The 16995-nt window shown below is 39.8% G+C and carries 14 protein-coding genes; 8 read left to right on the forward strand and 6 right to left on the reverse strand.

Annotation, left to right across the window (positions count from 1 at the left end; all coding sequences use genetic code 11):
* The first annotated feature begins 3 nt into the window (after positions 1-3).
* On the forward strand, positions 4-3588 hold the full coding sequence (locus ACL8WY_RS08595; protein ID WP_436518029.1) for a BamA/TamA family outer membrane protein: 3585 nt from the start codon (positions 4-6) through the stop codon (positions 3586-3588).
* 37 nt (positions 3589-3625) lie between these two features.
* On the opposite strand, the gene ACL8WY_RS08600 is transcribed toward ACL8WY_RS08595, so the two are convergent.
* A complete protein-coding gene (locus tag ACL8WY_RS08600) occupies positions 3626-3991 on the reverse strand; it encodes a DUF1573 domain-containing protein (RefSeq protein ID WP_436518030.1) in 366 nt (121 codons plus the stop codon).
* A 129-nt stretch (positions 3992-4120) separates the two neighbouring features.
* On the opposite strand from ACL8WY_RS08600, the gene ACL8WY_RS08605 reads away from it, so the two are divergent.
* The 4 genes from ACL8WY_RS08605 to ACL8WY_RS08620 all read left to right on the forward strand — a co-directional run bounded on the left by ACL8WY_RS08605 (position 4121) and on the right by ACL8WY_RS08620 (position 7931).
* Entirely contained in the window at positions 4121-5356 is a 1236-nt protein-coding gene (locus ACL8WY_RS08605) for a sensor histidine kinase (RefSeq protein WP_436518031.1), read from the forward strand.
* The gene (locus ACL8WY_RS08610; protein ID WP_436518032.1) at positions 5349-6047 is read left to right on the forward strand and encodes a response regulator transcription factor; all 699 of its coding nucleotides are present in this window, start codon (positions 5349-5351) and stop codon (positions 6045-6047) included. The genes ACL8WY_RS08605 and ACL8WY_RS08610 overlap by 8 nt, the downstream gene beginning before the upstream one ends.
* A 99-nt stretch (positions 6048-6146) precedes the next feature.
* Positions 6147-7538: a PP2C family protein-serine/threonine phosphatase gene (locus ACL8WY_RS08615; RefSeq protein ID WP_436518033.1), complete on the forward strand. Its 1392-nt coding sequence runs from the start codon at positions 6147-6149 to the stop codon at positions 7536-7538.
* Between the two features lie 3 nt (positions 7539-7541).
* Positions 7542-7931: a DUF1987 domain-containing protein gene (locus ACL8WY_RS08620; RefSeq protein ID WP_436518034.1), complete on the forward strand. Its 390-nt coding sequence runs from the start codon at positions 7542-7544 to the stop codon at positions 7929-7931.
* A gap of 49 nt (positions 7932-7980) precedes the next feature.
* On the opposite strand, the gene ACL8WY_RS08625 is transcribed toward ACL8WY_RS08620, so the two are convergent.
* The gene (locus tag ACL8WY_RS08625; protein ID WP_436518035.1) at positions 7981-8886 is read right to left on the reverse strand and encodes a T9SS type A sorting domain-containing protein; all 906 of its coding nucleotides are present in this window, start codon (positions 8884-8886) and stop codon (positions 7981-7983) included.
* A gap of 83 nt (positions 8887-8969) precedes the next feature.
* Here ACL8WY_RS08625 and ACL8WY_RS08630 point away from each other — a divergent pair, with 83 nt between their 5' ends.
* The 3 genes from ACL8WY_RS08630 (at position 8970) to ACL8WY_RS08640 (ending at position 12050) form a co-directional block, all read left to right on the forward strand.
* Positions 8970-10571 carry a sensor histidine kinase gene (locus ACL8WY_RS08630; RefSeq protein WP_436518036.1) on the forward strand — a complete coding sequence of 534 codons (1602 nt, stop codon included), beginning with the start codon at positions 8970-8972 and terminating at the stop codon, positions 10569-10571.
* Positions 10561-11253, forward strand: coding sequence for a response regulator transcription factor (locus ACL8WY_RS08635; RefSeq protein WP_436518037.1), 693 nt, complete (start codon positions 10561-10563; stop codon positions 11251-11253). The genes ACL8WY_RS08630 and ACL8WY_RS08635 overlap by 11 nt, the downstream gene beginning before the upstream one ends.
* A gap of 68 nt (positions 11254-11321) precedes the next feature.
* A complete protein-coding gene (locus ACL8WY_RS08640; RefSeq protein WP_436518038.1) occupies positions 11322-12050 on the forward strand; it encodes a HisA/HisF-related TIM barrel protein in 729 nt (242 codons plus the stop codon).
* Here the strand turns inward: ACL8WY_RS08640 and ACL8WY_RS08645 are convergent.
* The 4 genes from ACL8WY_RS08645 to rimP form a co-directional block, all read right to left on the reverse strand.
* Entirely contained in the window at positions 12047-12412 is a 366-nt protein-coding gene (locus tag ACL8WY_RS08645; protein WP_436518039.1) for a hypothetical protein, read from the reverse strand. The two genes, ACL8WY_RS08640 and ACL8WY_RS08645, sit on opposite strands and share 4 nt — an antisense overlap.
* 150 nt (positions 12413-12562) lie before the next feature.
* Entirely contained in the window at positions 12563-15268 is a 2706-nt protein-coding gene (gene infB / locus ACL8WY_RS08650) for a translation initiation factor IF-2 (RefSeq protein ID WP_436518040.1), read from the reverse strand.
* 21 nt (positions 15269-15289) lie between these two features.
* The gene (gene nusA, locus ACL8WY_RS08655; RefSeq protein ID WP_436518041.1) at positions 15290-16531 is read right to left on the reverse strand and encodes a transcription termination factor NusA; all 1242 of its coding nucleotides are present in this window, start codon (positions 16529-16531) and stop codon (positions 15290-15292) included.
* 1 nt (position 16532) lies between these two features.
* Positions 16533-16979 (reverse strand): ribosome maturation factor RimP, encoded by a 447-nt coding sequence (gene rimP, locus ACL8WY_RS08660; RefSeq protein ID WP_436518042.1) that lies wholly within the window; start codon positions 16977-16979, stop codon positions 16533-16535.
* Positions 16980-16995: the final 16 nt, after the last annotated feature.

The raw sequence follows: 16995 nt of genomic DNA on the forward strand, positions 1-16995 counted from the left end.
TCTATGAGAAAGCTCCTCATAATTTTATCTCTATTTCCTGCTTTTGTGTGGAGTCAAAAAGTCTATCTGATTGGGGATGCAGGTGAGCCAAAAAACCCGGACAAAAACCTAAATCTACTTCGAGACAAAATCAAAGATGCTACTGAAAATGACTACTTGATATTTCTTGGGGACAACCTTTATCCTAAAGGCTTGCCTGGAAAAGAGGATCCAAAGCGGGAAGAAATGGAAAACAAGCTTACACCACAGCTGGAAATCATGAAAGCGTTTCCCGGCACTGCTTATATCATTCCCGGGAATCATGATTGGGCGCAGGGTCGTAATTATGGCTGGGAAAGAGCTTTAGAAATGGAGCGTTTTATTCGTAACTACTTCGATGGTGAGAATGTGTTTCTTCCGATGGGTGGATGTCCCGGACCTTACGAAATTCCGATGAGTGACAAATCGACACTTATAATTCTCAACACACAGTACTTCCTTCACGGCTGGGACAAACCCGATGAAGAAGATAATTGTGAAAACAAGTCAACCTTAGAAACCCTGGAAGATTTAAAGTCAATAATCAAAAGGAATGCTGGCAAGCACATACTAATTGCAGCTCATCATCCAATGTACTCGTATGGCGAGCACAACGGCAATTTCAGCTTCAAAGAGCAAATGAAACCCTTGCCCATTCTCGGTAGCATTCAGCCATTGTTCCGGAAACTAATAGGCAATATTCAAGACAACACTCATCCGAAATATCGAGCTGTCATGAAGCAAATACTGGCCGCAATGAATGAAGCAACAAACGTGGTTTATGCAGCTGGTCACGAACACTCGCTCCAGTTTATTCAGAACGATGGACACCATTTCATAGTAAGTGGATCAGGATCAAAAGTGACACACGTGAAAAAAGGTAAAAACAGTCAATTTGCAAAAAAGGAGCAAGGATTCGCTATTCTTAAGCTGGAGGATTCTGGAAAGGCTTCTGTTGATTATTGGGGCATTGAAGGAGGGCTCCTCTACGAAAAGGATATTTATCAGAAAGATTTGAAAGAGATACTTCAAGAAGCGCCAGATTTAGACTTTTCTGATAGCGTTGTGACAGTTGTTGCAAGCCGGAAGTACGAGGGAGATAAAGGGAAGCACCGATGGCTGGGTAAAAACTACCGTGACGTTTGGAGTACTCCGGTCCAAGTGGACGTATTTGACTTAGGCAAAGAAAGAGGCGGACTAGGGGTTGTGAAAAAAGGAGGCGGAATGCAAACCAAATCGCTTAGACTTCAAGCCAAAGATGAAAGGCAATATGTTTTGCGATCCATTGAAAAATACCCAGAAAACGCCATTCCTATCCCACTTCAGAAAACGTTTGCTCAGGACATAGTAGAAGATCAAATCTCTGCCTCACATCCCTATGGCGCATTCATTGTGCCACCTCTGGCCGAAGCTGCCAATATCTATCACACAAATCCAAAACCTGTGTTTATACCAGATGATCCACGGCTCGGACAGTTTCAAAATACATTTGCCGGAACACTAGCGCTTTATGAAGAGCGCCCAAATGAAGCCGCCTCACGAGACGCGCATTTTGGTGGCGGAGAAGACGTAGATGGAACTGATAAGGTCATTGAAAATCTAAAAGAGGATAATGACAATACAGTTGATCAAAATTTTGTGGTAAGAAACCGTCTTTTCGATATGTGGATTGGTGATTGGGATCGACATGATGATCAGTGGAGATGGGCTCAATTTGATCAGGAAAAAGGAAATTTGTATCGTCCAATTCCACGAGATCGTGATCAAGCATTCTTTATGAACGAAGGAATTATACCAACCATTGCCGCCAGAAAGTGGGCCCTTCCTAAGATCGAAGGGTTTGATGAAGAAGTAGACTGGGCTCCTGGTATAAGTCAGAATGCACGATTCTTCGATCGGACGTTTATGAATGAACCAGACTGGAACGACTGGCTCGAACAAATCAAATTTTTGCAACAAAACCTCACCGATCAAGTCATTGAAAATGCGGTGGCTACCTGGCCGGACCAAATCGAAGAATTGACGGGAGAGCGAATCATCAAAGGTCTGAAAGCTCGAAGAACAAATATGGAGTCTTATGCAAGAGAGCTTTACCTGTTCCTTTCAAAAGAGGTGGAGGTTGTAGGCTCAGATAAGCATGAATACTTTTTCGTGGAGCATATTAATGCTGAAGAAACTAAAGTGACCGTAAGAAAAAGAAAAAAAGATGGTGACATAGAACATGTCATTTATGAGCGACTATTCAAAGCAGATGAAACCAAAGAAATTCGTCTTTACGGTTTAGATGGTGAAGATATATTCGAAGTGACAGGTCAGTCTAAAATCAACCTTCGGATCATTGGAGGAACGGACAAAGACCTGATTATCAATGGCAATGCAGATGAGAAACTATCGAACGTCAAAGTGTACGACCGATTTAAGAGCACACAGGTTCAAGGAAACTCTCAAGGAATATTAAAGCTCAGTGATAATCCAGATATCAATAGATACAATCGCAAAGCTTTCAAATATGATATACTGATGCCGTTGGTTACTGGAGCAATAAACCCGGATGATGGAATTTTCCTGGGTGGTGGATTTGTCTATACAAAGCATGGCTGGCGCAAAGAGCCTTTTGCCGCACAACATACCTTCACTGCTATCGGAGCATTTGCTACTGGCTCGTTCCAATTTAAATACGGCGGTGACTATACTGATGTGTTAGGCAAGTGGGATCTCAATACTTCCGTGCTTTGGCAAGAGCCATTTTTTGTCCACAACTTTTTTGGTATTGGCAATGAGACTGAGTTTCTAATGGATCAATTTGTAGCTCCGGATGATGACCCGATCGACTACTATCGTGTGAGAATGGATCGATTGGAACTAGATGTCGGATTGTCCAGAAATGTAGGAGCCAAAGCAAAATTCTACTTTAGCGGAGGCTATAAAACAGTGGAAGTTGACAATACGGCCAATCGCTTCATCTCGGACCTATCAACAGATGCAAATGACTTTGAAGCAAACCAGTATGCACGTTTTACCACAGGCATTTCATTTGACTCCCGAGACAGCAAAGTTTTACCAAAAGCAGGTATGATGGCAAAAGCCGAAATTGAGCATTTGGAGGCAATTACTGATATTTCTGAAAACACCTCTCGCTTAAGTGCGGAATGGTCTTTCTTCCTCACTGCCAAACTTCCTTCTCGCTTAGTTATTGGAAATAGGTTAGGTGCTGCACATATCACCTCTGATAACTTCGACTTCTTCAATGCAAATATCCTTGGAGGGCGATCAAACTTAAGGGGATATAGAAGAACACGCTTCTATGGACAAACTTCATTCTATCACAATCTTGACCTGCGATTAAAGATAGCATCTTTTAGAAGCTACATATTTCCCGGACAGTTTGGACTTTTGGCATTCCACGACATTGGACGTGTGTGGGTGGATGGAGAAAACTCCGATGAATGGCATGCTGGTAAAGGATTCGGCATCTGGGTAAGTCCATTAAACACGTTGGTGCTGAATCTCAATTACGCATTTGGAGAAGATGAAAACCTACCTGCCTTCTCTATGAATTTCTTTTTCTAAAAAAGAAATCCCCTCGTTTGGCAAGGGGATTAGAATTTTATTCGACCACTTCGCCGTTAAAGTACAAATAGGTGTACTCTTCAGATTCAGAGGTTTTGATGCGAATGTTCTTTTTGAACGATCCTATTTTTCCAGATCTAAAATTAGCCGTAATGGATGCCGTTTCGCCAGCACCGATTTCATTAGACGGAAATTTTACATTCGTGCATCCACATGACCCTTTCGCTTCCAGAATACGAATTGGCTCATTAGTCATATTCGTAAATTCGAATGAAAGATCTTTTGATTCACTTTTGGTCACTTGTCCCAAATCAATAGAAGTGGTCTTCCACTTTATTGGAGCCATACCGGCAACTACAGCTACTGCAATTCCCAGCATTACGATAAATGTCGCTTTTCTCATATTACTATAATTTTTATTTGATCCAAATGTGATGCTGGAAGACATAACCCTGTGTTAATGACCTCCTAATGATTGTTAATGAGTTGTTAAACCAATCATTTCCACCTATTAACCACTTACTTTTGGAAAATGAAGAGTGCTCACATACGTGCTTTGATCGTACTTGCCATCATAACATTGGTTGGCATCATAGGTACCCAGATCTTCTGGCTCAATCGCGCAATAGAGCAACAAGATCAGGTATTTAATCACAACGTTCAGGCTGCACTTCGCAACGTGGTGGAATCATTATGTGAAGCCAACGGCAAAGATTTTCCAACCATAAATCCGATTGAGCAAGTCAGCGGAAACTATTTCATCGTTCGCACAAACGATCGAATAGATCTCGCAAATCTCGAATACCTGATCTCAGCCGAAATCAAGAAACGATCCATATCTCAGGACTTTGAGTATGGTGTGTATGATTGTGCCAATGACAGGATGGTTTATGCTGAAAATGTCAACCTGAGTGCTGAAAAAAGGGTAGATGTAATACCTGTCTTGGAGAATGAAGAGTACTATTTTGGAGTTTATTTTCCTGAAAAATCAAAGAGTCTACTAGCCGGATTTGACCTTTGGAAGTTCACCACACTAATTACTCTGGTAGTGATCGTCTTCTTTGGATATGCTCTGTTTGTGATACTGAGGCAAAAGCGTTTAAGTGAAGTGCAAAAAGACTTCATTAACAATGTAAGTCATGAGCTTAAAACCCCACTTGCCACACTTTCACTGGCCTCATCCACACTAAAGGAAAGATCTTCTGAACAAGACAACAAATACCTTCAAATTATTGAAGCAGAAGTCAGCCGCCTTCAAAAAAATGTTGAAGATATACTTCATTCATCGCTTTTAGATTCGAAGGTTAAGATAGCATTGGAACCCATGCGGGTTAAGGAATACTTGACAGAAATGACAAGTCAATTCCAAAATGAGTACGCTGCATATATGATAAATTGGAAGTTTGAAGGAGAGGCTCCTCAAGCAATAAATTCGAATAAAAAACTGCTTGGTAACATGTTGAGAAATCTTGTTGACAATGCTGTCAAATACGGTGGTAAGAATATCACAATCGAGATTGAGCAAGATGCTAACAAGACCTATCTATCTATTACTGATGATGGTCAGGGAATTTCAGAAAAGCATCAAAAGAAGGTTTTCGAAAAGTTTTATCGAGTTCCTGAGATACAAAATCAGCACAATCAAAAAGGGTTTGGATTGGGACTACAAATTGTAGCCTCTGCTGTGAAAAAACTTGGAGGAAAAGTTGAACTTGAATCAGCTGTTGGTGTTGGAAGTACCTTTAAAATCACACTCCCCAATGGCTAAGATTCTACTAGCAGAAGACGATCAGAATCTTGGATTCATGGTACAGGACAACCTGGAATCACTAGGTCACGATGTAATTTGGTGCCAGGATGGAGTTCAAGCATTCGAAGCATTTCAGCGTTCTGATTTCGAAATCTGTGTGCTGGATGTGATGATGCCAAAAATGGATGGCTTTCAACTCGCCGGACAAATTCGGAAAGAAAGTGAGCTTGTTCCAATCATTTTCCTCACTGCCAAGTCGCAAGAAGAAGATCGACTATCTGGATTTGAAATTGGAGGTGATGATTATGTGACAAAGCCATTCTCCATAAAAGAACTGAGCTACCGTATAGATGTATTCTTACGCAGGAATGCTGGAAACAAGCAAATAGTACTTCATCAGCCAATAGAATTTGGCAACTCGTACTTCGATCCTAAAAACCTTCTCTACTCATATAATGAAGAACAGCAATCACTCACCCAAATGGAGGCTAACCTGATGAGTTTATTGATTAGTAATAAAAATGAACTTATCAAACGAGAGACGATCCTGGAGACTATTTGGGGCGAAAATGATTACTTCAAAGGAAGGAGTTTAGATGTGTTTGTTACACGCCTAAGGAAGTATCTAAAGAAAGATGAAAGCCTTGAAATCCGTAATCATCATGGAGTTGGATTTAGCCTGATGATCTCTCCAAACTCCAAGGAGTAAAATCCAAACATCCACTTAATATCGTAGGTTGTACTGAGACATTCCGAGGAGTCGGAAGGTCATATCTATTAACCATCAACCAAATTACTACAGACTTACATGAGTCAATCTAAACTACTAAAACAGCGCGCCACAGAAGTCGAATGGGAGGAAGAGCTAAAGAAAACTACTGTCAAATACCACATTGCAGGGTCGTGGGTAGCTGTAATTTTTAACCTGATCTTTGGAGCCACTGATTACATAAATGTTAATCATCATTTTGAGGTGTTTTTCATTTTCCGGTTAGCCGTGTCATCACTTACCGCTATCATACTGGTATTTCGAAAACCGCTCAATATTTCTGCTGACTTTCTGATTTTTGTTCCTTTTCTTTTGATCTCCATCCAGAATGCATTTATGTGGAGTTTGATGGATGCAGATCTCTTACAAAAACACACCTTGGCATATATCGCACTCTTCATCGGTGCTGGCATGCTGGTCCTTTGGCGAATTTACTGGTCCATCATAGTCGTTGTGATTTCAATCGCTTCCAACTTCTATTTCCTTATTAGAAACAGTACACTGGGTGTGGAAGAGATATTAGCAAGTGGAGGCCTGCTTACAGGAACCGTAATGATATTCTCAATTATACTGATTCAAACACGCTATAACCTGACAAAACGCGAGATCATTTCACGACTCTCGTTGAAAGAATCAAATAAGATTCTTAACCAACAAAAGAAAATCATTGAATCAAAGAATAAAGACATAACCTCAAGCATCAGGTATGCCAAAAAAATCCAAGAAGCCATTCTTCCATCAGACAAGAGTATTAAGAAGTATTTGCCAAATTCATTTGTCTTTTATCGTCCGAGAGATATCGTTAGTGGAGATTTCTATTGGTTCAAGCACGAGGATGATGTTTCCTACATTGCTGCTGTAGACTGTACAGGTCATGGCGTACCAGGGGCATTTATGAGTATGATTGGAAATACCATCTTAAATAAGATTGCTCCAGAAAAGACCCAACCAGCCGAAATTTTAAATTCCATGCGGAAAGAAGTCATCGACACAATGGAGCAAGGGCAAGAAAGTGCTCAACGAGATGGAATGGATATTGCATTGTGTACCATAAATCACAGAACAAACATGCTGGAATATGCAGGAGCATTCAATCCATTGTGCCTTTTTAGGGATAATGAGCTTATTGAGATTAAGGCAGATCGTATGCCAATCGGATCATATTTTGGTAAAATAGATAAGAAGTATACGAACCATTCAATAGAATTAAAGGCTGGCGATACCTTTTTCATTTATAGTGATGGTTTTCAGGATCAGATTGGCGGGCCAAATGATCGGAAGTATTCCTCAAAGCAGTTTAAGTCATTTCTGCAAAGTATCGCCCAAGAAGATTCAAACGAACAATTACAACGTCTCAAGGACGAAATCGAAAAGTGGCAGGGAAAAGATGTACAGCTAGATGATATGTTAATTATTGGAGTAAAAGTTTAAAATATGAAAGCGTTATTTATCACCGAGTCAACCAAAACAACACCTCATGCTTCTGTCAATTATAGATCCGGAAAGATTGAGCTGAGTGGTCGTTCCAGTCCGGAAAATACAATGGAATTTTATGATCCATTCATCAAAGCCATCGTATTGATGTCTCGATTAAAAAGACCAAAAATTGAAGCCAACTTCAAGATGGTATATTTCAATACAAGTTCAGCTCGATGCATATACCTTGTTGTCAAGGTTCTGAAAAAACTACAAGATTGTGGCAAACAAATATCGATCAACTGGTATGCAGATGAAGACGATGAAGATATGATAGAAACCGGAATGGACTTCCAGGATATCATCGGGATTAAGTTCAACTTCCGTTCTACAGAGATTGCAGATTAAGTGAAAAAGCCGACCATTTCTGATCGGCTTCATTATCAATTTAGCTTACCTAGTTAATGATTATTTTTTTTGTAACTCGTTTTTTACCCTGTCCAATCTCCATTAGGTAAATTCCATCCTTTTGGCCGGATAAGTCAATCATTTCCGAATATGTCCCACCAAATCGTTCAAAATATCTACTGAACACTTCCTTTCCTTCTAGATTGGAAACCTTAATACTTAACTCACCTTCCTGAGGCAACCGAAACCTAACCTTGAATCGACCATTCGAAGATGGATTGGGAAAGAAAACCAGATCTTCCAAATCAAGAACATTGCTCTCGTCAACTTTTCCCTTTTTACCAAATTCATTATCCACATCTGTGATTTTGACTCTTTTGATTACAAACGAACGGACATGCCTTCTTTGACCTTCATCGTCATCCATTCTATCAAAAAGCATTTCCATTTCAATACCCAACTCATTCAATTTTTCACGATATTCTTCAATATCCATTCCATCAAGGCTGAGATCAAAAAAGCTATTTACGGAATCCCCATCGAAATGCTTGAAGAAAAATTGATTATCATCTTCATCACCGCCTTTATGAAAAAACTTAAAGGCTGATCCATGATGATTTCTAAGCTGATCTAAATGCAGAAAGACATCCTTATCCTCTTCGTCATCAAACCAAAAATCAAACTCCTGTTCTTCCCCGGCAAATTCTTGGTATTGAGGATCGGCTCGCATTTCTTCTGTGCTGTTGTACTCCCCTTTGAAGGTCTTCTTTTCCCCATTTATTTCCTTTGTAATTTCAATTACAATTTTACTCTCCTCCTCCTCGGATTGAGCACTGGTCGCTGCGCTTAGAAACATTAAGGCAGCCGTTGTTAATAATTTCACTTTTGTTTTCATATCCTTTTTTGAGTTTTTAGTCACTTTAAATACCCATTCGAAAGTACGAAGCAGTGTCATATCGTACTGTTAATCAGCCGTTAATCCTTGTTAAAAAAGGTTAAACAAGAACTACAGACACATCTTCATCGTATTTTTGGGATATGCAGCGGAAGACATTAAGGTGGATAATTGGACTCATGGGACTTGCCATGATGGGGCTCATTGCATTCCAACTTTACTGGATCGATTCCTTAATTACAGCCAACGACGAACGCTTCAGAAAAGATGTCCTTGATGCCCTCAATACGGTATCGAGCAAACTTGAAAAACAGGAAACCTATCTAGCGCTACAAAAGCTTAATTACCTAAATGCACGTGTCCATGAAGATGACGAAAAGTCGCGTATCCAAGAGTTAAAAGAATCTATCCAAGATCATAATGGGAACGTGAAAATCGTACAGCGAGGCAATCAGCAGGTATTCTATTTTGCTGATACTGTTAATGAAGGTGGGTTTGAATTTGTTGTCAACTTCTCAAGTGTTGCCGAAAATTTCTTCTTTGATGAAATGCCACCACCTCCTGGTAAATCGATGGAGCAAATGCTTGAAGAAAGAGATGTAAAAATCCAACAACTCGAAAACAGACTCGCAAAAGTTTCAAGGAAATATGAACTCACATTTGATGTAGTAAGGGATTTAATGGGCCCGAACAGATCCGTAACATCAAGATTCAATCCTGAGCAGCTTGATTCTCTTCTAAAAAATGAACTTCAAAGAAAGGGAATCGACATTGATTTTGAATATGGTGTCATTCAGCCGCATCAGCAAAGATTCCTACTTCTGACAAGTAAAGAAAATCAGGAAGAATTAGAAAAAAGTGAGCTCAGAGCTACACTCTTTCCAAATGATATTTATGGAAATGATACGATGATTGCCATCGACTTTCCAGGAAAGCAAGGTTATCTGATCAGTAAAGTATGGTCTGCTATGGCAAGTTCAGGATTTCTTGTACTAGTAATTCTATTTTGCTTTGGTTACAGCATACGTACAATCGTGCGTCAAAAAAAATTATCAGAGATGAAGAATGATTTCATCAATAATATGACGCATGAATTAAAGACACCAATTTCTACAGTCTCCCTGGCAGTAGAGGCGTTGAATGATAAGGACATTGAGCAGAGTGCCCTGCGTACTAAATATATCAAGGTAATTGGAGAAGAAAATAAGCGCTTGGGAAATCAGGTTGAAAAAGTGCTGCAAATCGCCGCAATTGATCGACAGGATTATAACTTGAAACAGGAGATCCTTCGAATGAGTGATATGGTTAAAAGCGCCGCTGATCATATTGCCATTCAAGTTGAGCAGAGAGGGGGAAGACTAAACATGATTCAAAAAGCAGAAAAAGATCTTGTACATGGAGATGAGATGCACTTAACAAACATCATCTTGAATCTCCTTGACAATGCCAACAAATATTCACCAGAAGCGCCAAACATTACGCTTAGGACAGCCTCGGATGAAGAAGACTTCATGATATCTATTCATGATAAGGGAATAGGTATGTCTCGAGAGCAACAGAAACACATATTTGAAAAATTTTACCGAGTCCCAACAGGCGATCTTCACAATGTCAAAGGATTTGGGCTGGGTCTGGCTTATGTCCAAAGGATAGTGGAAGCTCATGGTGGTAGCATTCATGTGGATAGCGAGCCTGGAAAAGGAAGCAAATTTTCAATTACATTACCTCTAGCCAATGAAGCCTAAATTATTAATTGTTGAAGATGACCCAAACCTCGGGGAAATTTTAAGTGAATACCTGAGCTTAAAGGGCTATGAAACCACACTCAAGAGAGATGGTGAGGAGGGAGGTATTGCCTTTAAGAATGATAGCTATGACTTGTGCATCCTAGACTTGATGATGCCGAAGAAGGATGGATTTACACTCGCCAAAGAAATTAGGACAATCGATGAGGAAACGCCAATCATTTTTCTTACGGCCAAGTCCATGAAGCAGGACATTATTAAAGGTTTCACCATCGGTGCCGATGACTACATGACCAAGCCATTTAGCATGGAAGAACTGCTATTAAGAATTCAAGCGATACTGAAAAGGTCTACTAAAAATGAAGATGAAGAACCCTTCCCTAATCCTTTTAAAATCGCTGATCTCACCTATTATTATCAGGAAAACAGACTCATTACTCCAAGTAGAGAAATTAACCTTACCACAAAGGAAAATGAACTACTAAAAATCTTTTTTGAGAATGTAAATAGAACCGTTGAGAGAAGCATTGCGCTTAAGAAGATTTGGAAGGATGATAGCTACTTTAATGCCCGAAGTATGGATGTTTATATTGCGAAGATTAGGAAATACTTACAAGATGAACCCAGTCTTAAGATATTAACAATTCACGGTGAAGGATTCAAATTAGTCGAGGTTACTTAACTAAAATGTGGTTTGGATTTTGTATCTTTAGTAAAGAGCGATTCTAAGAACCTATCTAATTTTTTTATATGATACTTGTACCATCAATATCAGTTATTGAAGGCAGAACTATTCGCCTCACTCAGGGAGACTATTCAAGAGAAAAGGTATATGACAATACACCAATTGATGTTGCAAAGCAATTTGAAGACCATGGTATTTCCCGGATTCATTTGATTGATCTGGACGGAGCCAGAAAAGGCACATCAGTCAATTATGATATCTTACATATGATATCAGCTTACACAGATCTCAAAATCAATTTTACTGGTGGTTTGCATACAGATGGAGATGTATTGAAAGCATTTGAATATGGTGCAGAAAGCATTACAGCTGCCTCAATAGCTGTTTCGAATCAAGAACAGTTTGCCAACTGGCTGATGTCTTACGGAAGAGAAAAGGTGGCTTTGGCGGCAGATAGTCTTAAAGGGAAAATCAGAATTCGTGGCTGGCAAAAGGCTACCTCAAAAGATCTATTTGATCATATCACCTACTTCTATGATCGGGGCCTTAAATACTTAAAAACAACAGATATTTCTAAGGATGGTGCAATGGAAGGACCTTCTTTTGAATTATATAAAAAACTTTTGAAGGAATTTCCTGACTTATCAATATTTGCCAGTGGCGGAGTTCGCGGCATGGACGACATAAAGAAGCTCCATGATTTAGGTCTCTACGGCGTGATTTTTGGAAAAGCGTTTTATGAAGGAACTATTTCGCTAAAGGACATTGACAGCTACCAGTCGATAGCTTCTTAAGGAGATTCCTCTCCATCATACTTGAACTTGTAAAGAAAGTAAAAAATAAAGTTGTACTTACTGACAGATTCTTCCTCTTTTACTGAATCCACCTTATCAATTGGGCTATATATCGTTTGACTACTTCGTGAAGTTGCACTTTCAGGCTCCTCTTCAATGTCTTGATCCTGATCTATTTGCTGAGCTCCTGTTTCACCATCAGGTCGAATCATTGTCTGATCAGACTTGCGTCTACCTTCCTGCTCTTGCTCCTGACTGTTCGCTTTATTCTTATTATCTGTGGTATTCGCATACCCAATATTTACAAAAATGAGCAATGCTAGAGTAGATAATATGTATTGGTGATTTTTCAAGATCCGCATCTTAATCCACAAATTAACGAAATTATAGACGGAAGGTTTAGTTTTTTTCAAAACTTAACACTTGAATTGTACTATTTCTAGAAACAATGTTGCCCTATATGAAAAATGCCTACCAAAGCGGTAAGCATTTTAATATTGTTTATACTGGAATTAAAGAGTCCGTTTAACTTCTTTCACTTCAAAGCCTTCGATTATATCGCCTTCTTTAATGTCATTGAAGTTCTTAATACTTAATCCACACTCATATCCGTTCTTAACTTCCGCAACATCTTCCTTGAATCGCTTCAATTGATTGATTTCTCCAGTATATACTACAATGCCATCACGCACCAATCGTACTTGGTTGGATCGTTTCACGAGTCCATCTGTTACATAGCATCCGGCTACCGTACCAACCTTGGAAATCTTAAATACATCTCTCACCTCAATATTTCCAGTGATTACTTCTTCACTAGTCGGTTCAAGCATACCTTCCATAGCATCTTTCACATCATTAATTGCATCGTAAATAATCGAGTACAATCTAATTTCAATTTCCTCGGTCTCAGCGAGCTTCCATGCTCCGCCTGAAGGTCTTACCTGGAATCCAACAATTACCGCATCTGAAGCTGAAGCTAACAATACGTCTGACTCAGAGATTTGACCTACAGCCTTGTGGAGAATATTTACTTGAACTTCCTCTGTAGATAGCTTGAGCAAGGAATCTGCAAGTGCCTCAATAGAACCATCCACATCACCCTTGACAATAACATTAAGCTCTTTAAAGCTTCCGATCGCAAGCCTTCTACCAATCTCATCTAGCGTGATATGCTTTTTGGTTCGTATAGACTGCTCTCTTAGAATTTGTTCTCGCTTATTGGCAACTTCTCGGGCTTCTCTGTCACTTTCCATGACGTTAAACTTGTCGCCTGCTTGTGGAGCACCATCCAGTCCAAGCATTAGTACCGGTGTTGACGGTCCAGCTTTTTCTAGTTTATGCCCTCTGTGGTCAAACATGGCCTTCACTTTACCAAAATACGGTCCTGCAAGTAGTACATCTCCAACTTTCAAAGTGCCAGCTTGAACCATTATAGTAGATACATATCCACGGCCTTTATCAAGTGATGCCTCAACTACTGACCCTGTAGCTGCCTTATTAGGGTTTGCTTTAAGTTCAAGTAACTCAGCTTCAAGTAGAACTTTGTCCAGCAGTTCATCAATACCTTCGCCTGTCTTGGCAGATACATGCTGACATTGGTATTTTCCACCCCAGTCTTCTACAAGAATGTTTATTTGAGAAAGATCCTCCTTGATTTTATCTGGATTAGCGTTTGGCTTATCTACTTTATTAATCGCGATTACAATCGGCACTCCAGCTACTTGTGCGTGATTAATGGCTTCTTTTGTTTGTGGCATAACAGAGTCGTCAGCCGCTACTACGATAATTGCTACGTCTGTGATCTTGGCTCCCCTAGCTCTCATAGCTGTAAATGCTTCGTGACCAGGTGTATCTAGAAATGCTACTCTCTTGCCACTTTCAGTCATCACATCATATGCACCGATGTGCTGCGTGATTCCCCCTGCTTCTCCTTCAGTTACTTTCGAATCACGAATGTAATCCAGTAATGATGTTTTACCATGATCTACGTGCCCCATTATTGTCACAATCGGAGCACGGTCAACTAGCTTGCTTTCGTCATCTTCTACCTCAACAATATCTGTTTCTTCTTTGGCTTCTGTGAAGTCAACCTCATAGCCAAATTCGTCAGCAATTACTGTAATTGTTTCAGCGTCAAGTCTTTGATTGATCGAAACGAACATTCCCAAAGACATACATGCTGAGATCACATCATTAGCTGTGACGTCCATCAGGGACGCCAGGTCATTAGCAGATATATATTCGGTTACATGTAGTGTTTTTGATTCTTCCTCGGCCTGAAGCTGTCTTTCTTCTTCAGCTTCCGCCTTAGCAGACCGTTTATCTTTTCTATACTTAGACCTTTGAGATCCCCCTTTACCACTTCCACCGCTAAGCTTGGCAAGTGTGGCCTTAATCTTATCTTGTATTTCCTTATCAGAAAGTTCTTCTGTTTTTCTTCCAGAGGTACTCCTTCCTCGATCGTTTCGGTTTCCACCGCCACCACCACCTCGCTGCGGTGGACCTCCAGCAGACTGAATTCGTTTCCTTGGACGTTTCTTCCTATCCTGATTAGAATCAGAAGACGCCACCGGCTTTGGTTTGTCCTTAGGCAGCTCAATTTTATCAAGTACTTTGAGACCTCTTAGGGAATCCGCTTTTGCCTTGATAACTTCCTTTTCAGGCTTTTCTTCTTTGGCTGCTGGTTTTTCTTCTTCAACTTTCGCTGGTTCCTCCTTTTTTACTTCAGGAACGGCTTCTTTTGTTTCTTCTTTAGGGGTTTCCTTCGCTTTCGGCTCCTCTACTTTCTCCTCTACCTTTTCTTCAACAGGTTCCTCCGCTTTTACAGGTTCCTCTTTTTTCTTCTTATCAAGGTCAATCCTACCAACTACTTTTGGGCCGTCTAATTTCGTTTTTGCAGAAATCTTCTCAGGCTCAGTCTCAGGATTAACATTATCCTTTATCAGAATTCTCTCATCCTCTTTCTTTTCTTCAGCAGAAACCTTCTCTGCATTTATGACAAGGTTATCTGTTTTCCCTCCAATGGTCAATTCAGATGCCTCTTCTTTATCATGAGCCGAATCAGCAAACTCACGTGCAAGCATATCATACTGCTCCTGGGGAATCTTAGAGTTCGGGTTTGAGTCCACCTCGTGCCCTTTCTCTTTCAAGAAATCCAGGATAGTATTCTTACCTACGTTTAGCTTTCTAGCTACTTGACTTAATCTGTATTCTGCCATATAAACCTTTCAAAAATAAATCTATTCGAATTCCTGGCTGAGAACTCGAATTAACTCATGTACTGTTTCTTCTTCTAAATCCGTTCTTCTTACCAAATCATCTGTGCTGAGCTTAAGCACACTCTTGGCTGTATCTAATCCAACTCGCTTAAGTTCATCAATAACCCAATCTTCCAGCTCATCAGTAAATTCTTCTAGATCTACATCTTCCTCCGATGCTTCATCCAGTTCTCTGAAAACATCGATTTCCATACCCACTAATTTACTTGCCAATTTGATATTTTGACCACCTTTTCCAATAGCCAAAGATACTTGATCCGGCTTTAGATACACGGATACACGATCTTTCTCTTCACTAATTTTCATGCTAGTGATCTTAGCAGGGCTTAGGGCTCTAGCCAAATAGAGCTCAAGGTTATCTGTGAAATTGATTACATCTATATTCTCGTTCTGAAGCTCTCTAACGATTGAATGGATTCTCGAACCCTTCATTCCAACGCATGCCCCAACAGGGTCTATGCGATCATCATAAGATTCTACGGCAACTTTTGCGCGCTCACCAGGCTCCCTAACTACATTTTTAATCGTAATCAAACCATCGTATACTTCGGGAACCTCGGCTTCAAATAATCTCTCAAGAAATACAGGTGATGTTCTGGAAAGAATGATCTTAGGATTACCATTTACCATTTCAGCTCTATGAACTATTGCTCTTACCCCATCCCCTTTTCTGTAACGATCTTTTGGGATCTGCTCACTTTTAGGAATTGTAAGCTCGTTACCCTCTCCATCAGTTAGCAAAACTTCACGCCCAAGAACCTGATATACTTCCCCTTGGATGATTTCTCCTACCAAATCTTTGTATTTCTGGAAAAGAATATCTTTTTCTAAATCTTTTATTTTCTGAATGAGAGTTTGACGAGCAGTCATCACAGCGCGTCTTCCAAAATCTTCCAGTTTGATCTCTTCTGCTACTTCTTCTCCAATCTCAAAATCAGGTTCAATCTTTCTGGCGTCAGAAAAACTGATTTTATCGTGATCCCAAATATCTTCTGAATTGTCATCCACAATTTCTCTAAACCTCCAGATTTCAAGATCTCCATTGTCCGCATTGATTACAATATCGAAGTTGTCATCGGTTTCGTATTTCTTACGAATCATCGTTCTGAATACATCTTCCAGAATTCTGATCATTGTTGGGCGGTCAATGTTTTTGCCTCTGGCAAAGTCCGCAAACGAATCAATTAATACTGACGCTTCCATCTTACTTGAATGATACTTTTACTTTTGATTGCTTTATTTCTTCAAATTTTAACGATTTAGTTGCTCCTTTTTGAGTCAATGTAATCGCATCTTTATCTACTTCCGATAACTTCCCTTCAACTCTTTCTCCGTTGTTAGTTTCTACCTCCAATTCTCGTCCAACATTTTTCAAATATTGTCTATGAAGTATTATTGGAAAATCTAACCCTGGAGAAGAAACTTCTAAGGTATACTTACCAGCAAAAAAATCTTCTTCTTCTATTTCGTTTCCTACTTGTCTACTTATTTGACTGCACTGATCAATTGAGATCCCATCATCACCATCGATAAAAACCAAAACTTTTTGATTTCCTGAACCTCCCTTGACCTTCACGTCAACAAGAAACAAGTCATCAAAATCCATTATCGCCTTCTCAGCTAAATCTCGAATTTTTTTCTCTTCTTCCACAATTCCATGAATAAAA

Source organism: Ekhidna algicida (genome assembly GCF_051379705.1).
Taxonomy (GTDB): Bacteria; Bacteroidota; Bacteroidia; order Cytophagales; family Cyclobacteriaceae; genus Ekhidna.

Excerpts from the sequence above, each read along its gene's own strand:
- ACL8WY_RS08595 (WP_436518029.1), top strand. The coding sequence starts at position 4 with ATGAGAAAGCTCCTCATAATTTTATCTCTATTTCCTGCTTTTGTGTGG.
- ACL8WY_RS08600 (WP_436518030.1), bottom strand. The coding sequence starts at position 3,991 with ATGAGAAAAGCGACATTTATCGTAATGCTGGGAATTGCAGTAGCTGTA.
- ACL8WY_RS08605 (WP_436518031.1), top strand. The coding sequence starts at position 4,121 with ATGAAGAGTGCTCACATACGTGCTTTGATCGTACTTGCCATCATAACA.
- ACL8WY_RS08610 (WP_436518032.1), top strand. The coding sequence starts at position 5,349 with ATGGCTAAGATTCTACTAGCAGAAGACGATCAGAATCTTGGATTCATG.
- ACL8WY_RS08615 (WP_436518033.1), top strand. The coding sequence starts at position 6,147 with ATGAGTCAATCTAAACTACTAAAACAGCGCGCCACAGAAGTCGAATGG.
- ACL8WY_RS08620 (WP_436518034.1), top strand. The coding sequence starts at position 7,542 with ATGAAAGCGTTATTTATCACCGAGTCAACCAAAACAACACCTCATGCT.
- ACL8WY_RS08625 (WP_436518035.1), bottom strand. The coding sequence starts at position 8,886 with ATGACACTGCTTCGTACTTTCGAATGGGTATTTAAAGTGACTAAAAAC.
- ACL8WY_RS08630 (WP_436518036.1), top strand. The coding sequence starts at position 8,970 with ATGCAGCGGAAGACATTAAGGTGGATAATTGGACTCATGGGACTTGCC.
- ACL8WY_RS08635 (WP_436518037.1), top strand. The coding sequence starts at position 10,561 with ATGAAGCCTAAATTATTAATTGTTGAAGATGACCCAAACCTCGGGGAA.
- ACL8WY_RS08640 (WP_436518038.1), top strand. The coding sequence starts at position 11,322 with ATGATACTTGTACCATCAATATCAGTTATTGAAGGCAGAACTATTCGC.
- ACL8WY_RS08645 (WP_436518039.1), bottom strand. The coding sequence starts at position 12,412 with ATGCGGATCTTGAAAAATCACCAATACATATTATCTACTCTAGCATTG.
- infB (WP_436518040.1), bottom strand. The coding sequence starts at position 15,268 with ATGGCAGAATACAGATTAAGTCAAGTAGCTAGAAAGCTAAACGTAGGT.
- nusA (WP_436518041.1), bottom strand. The coding sequence starts at position 16,531 with ATGGAAGCGTCAGTATTAATTGATTCGTTTGCGGACTTTGCCAGAGGC.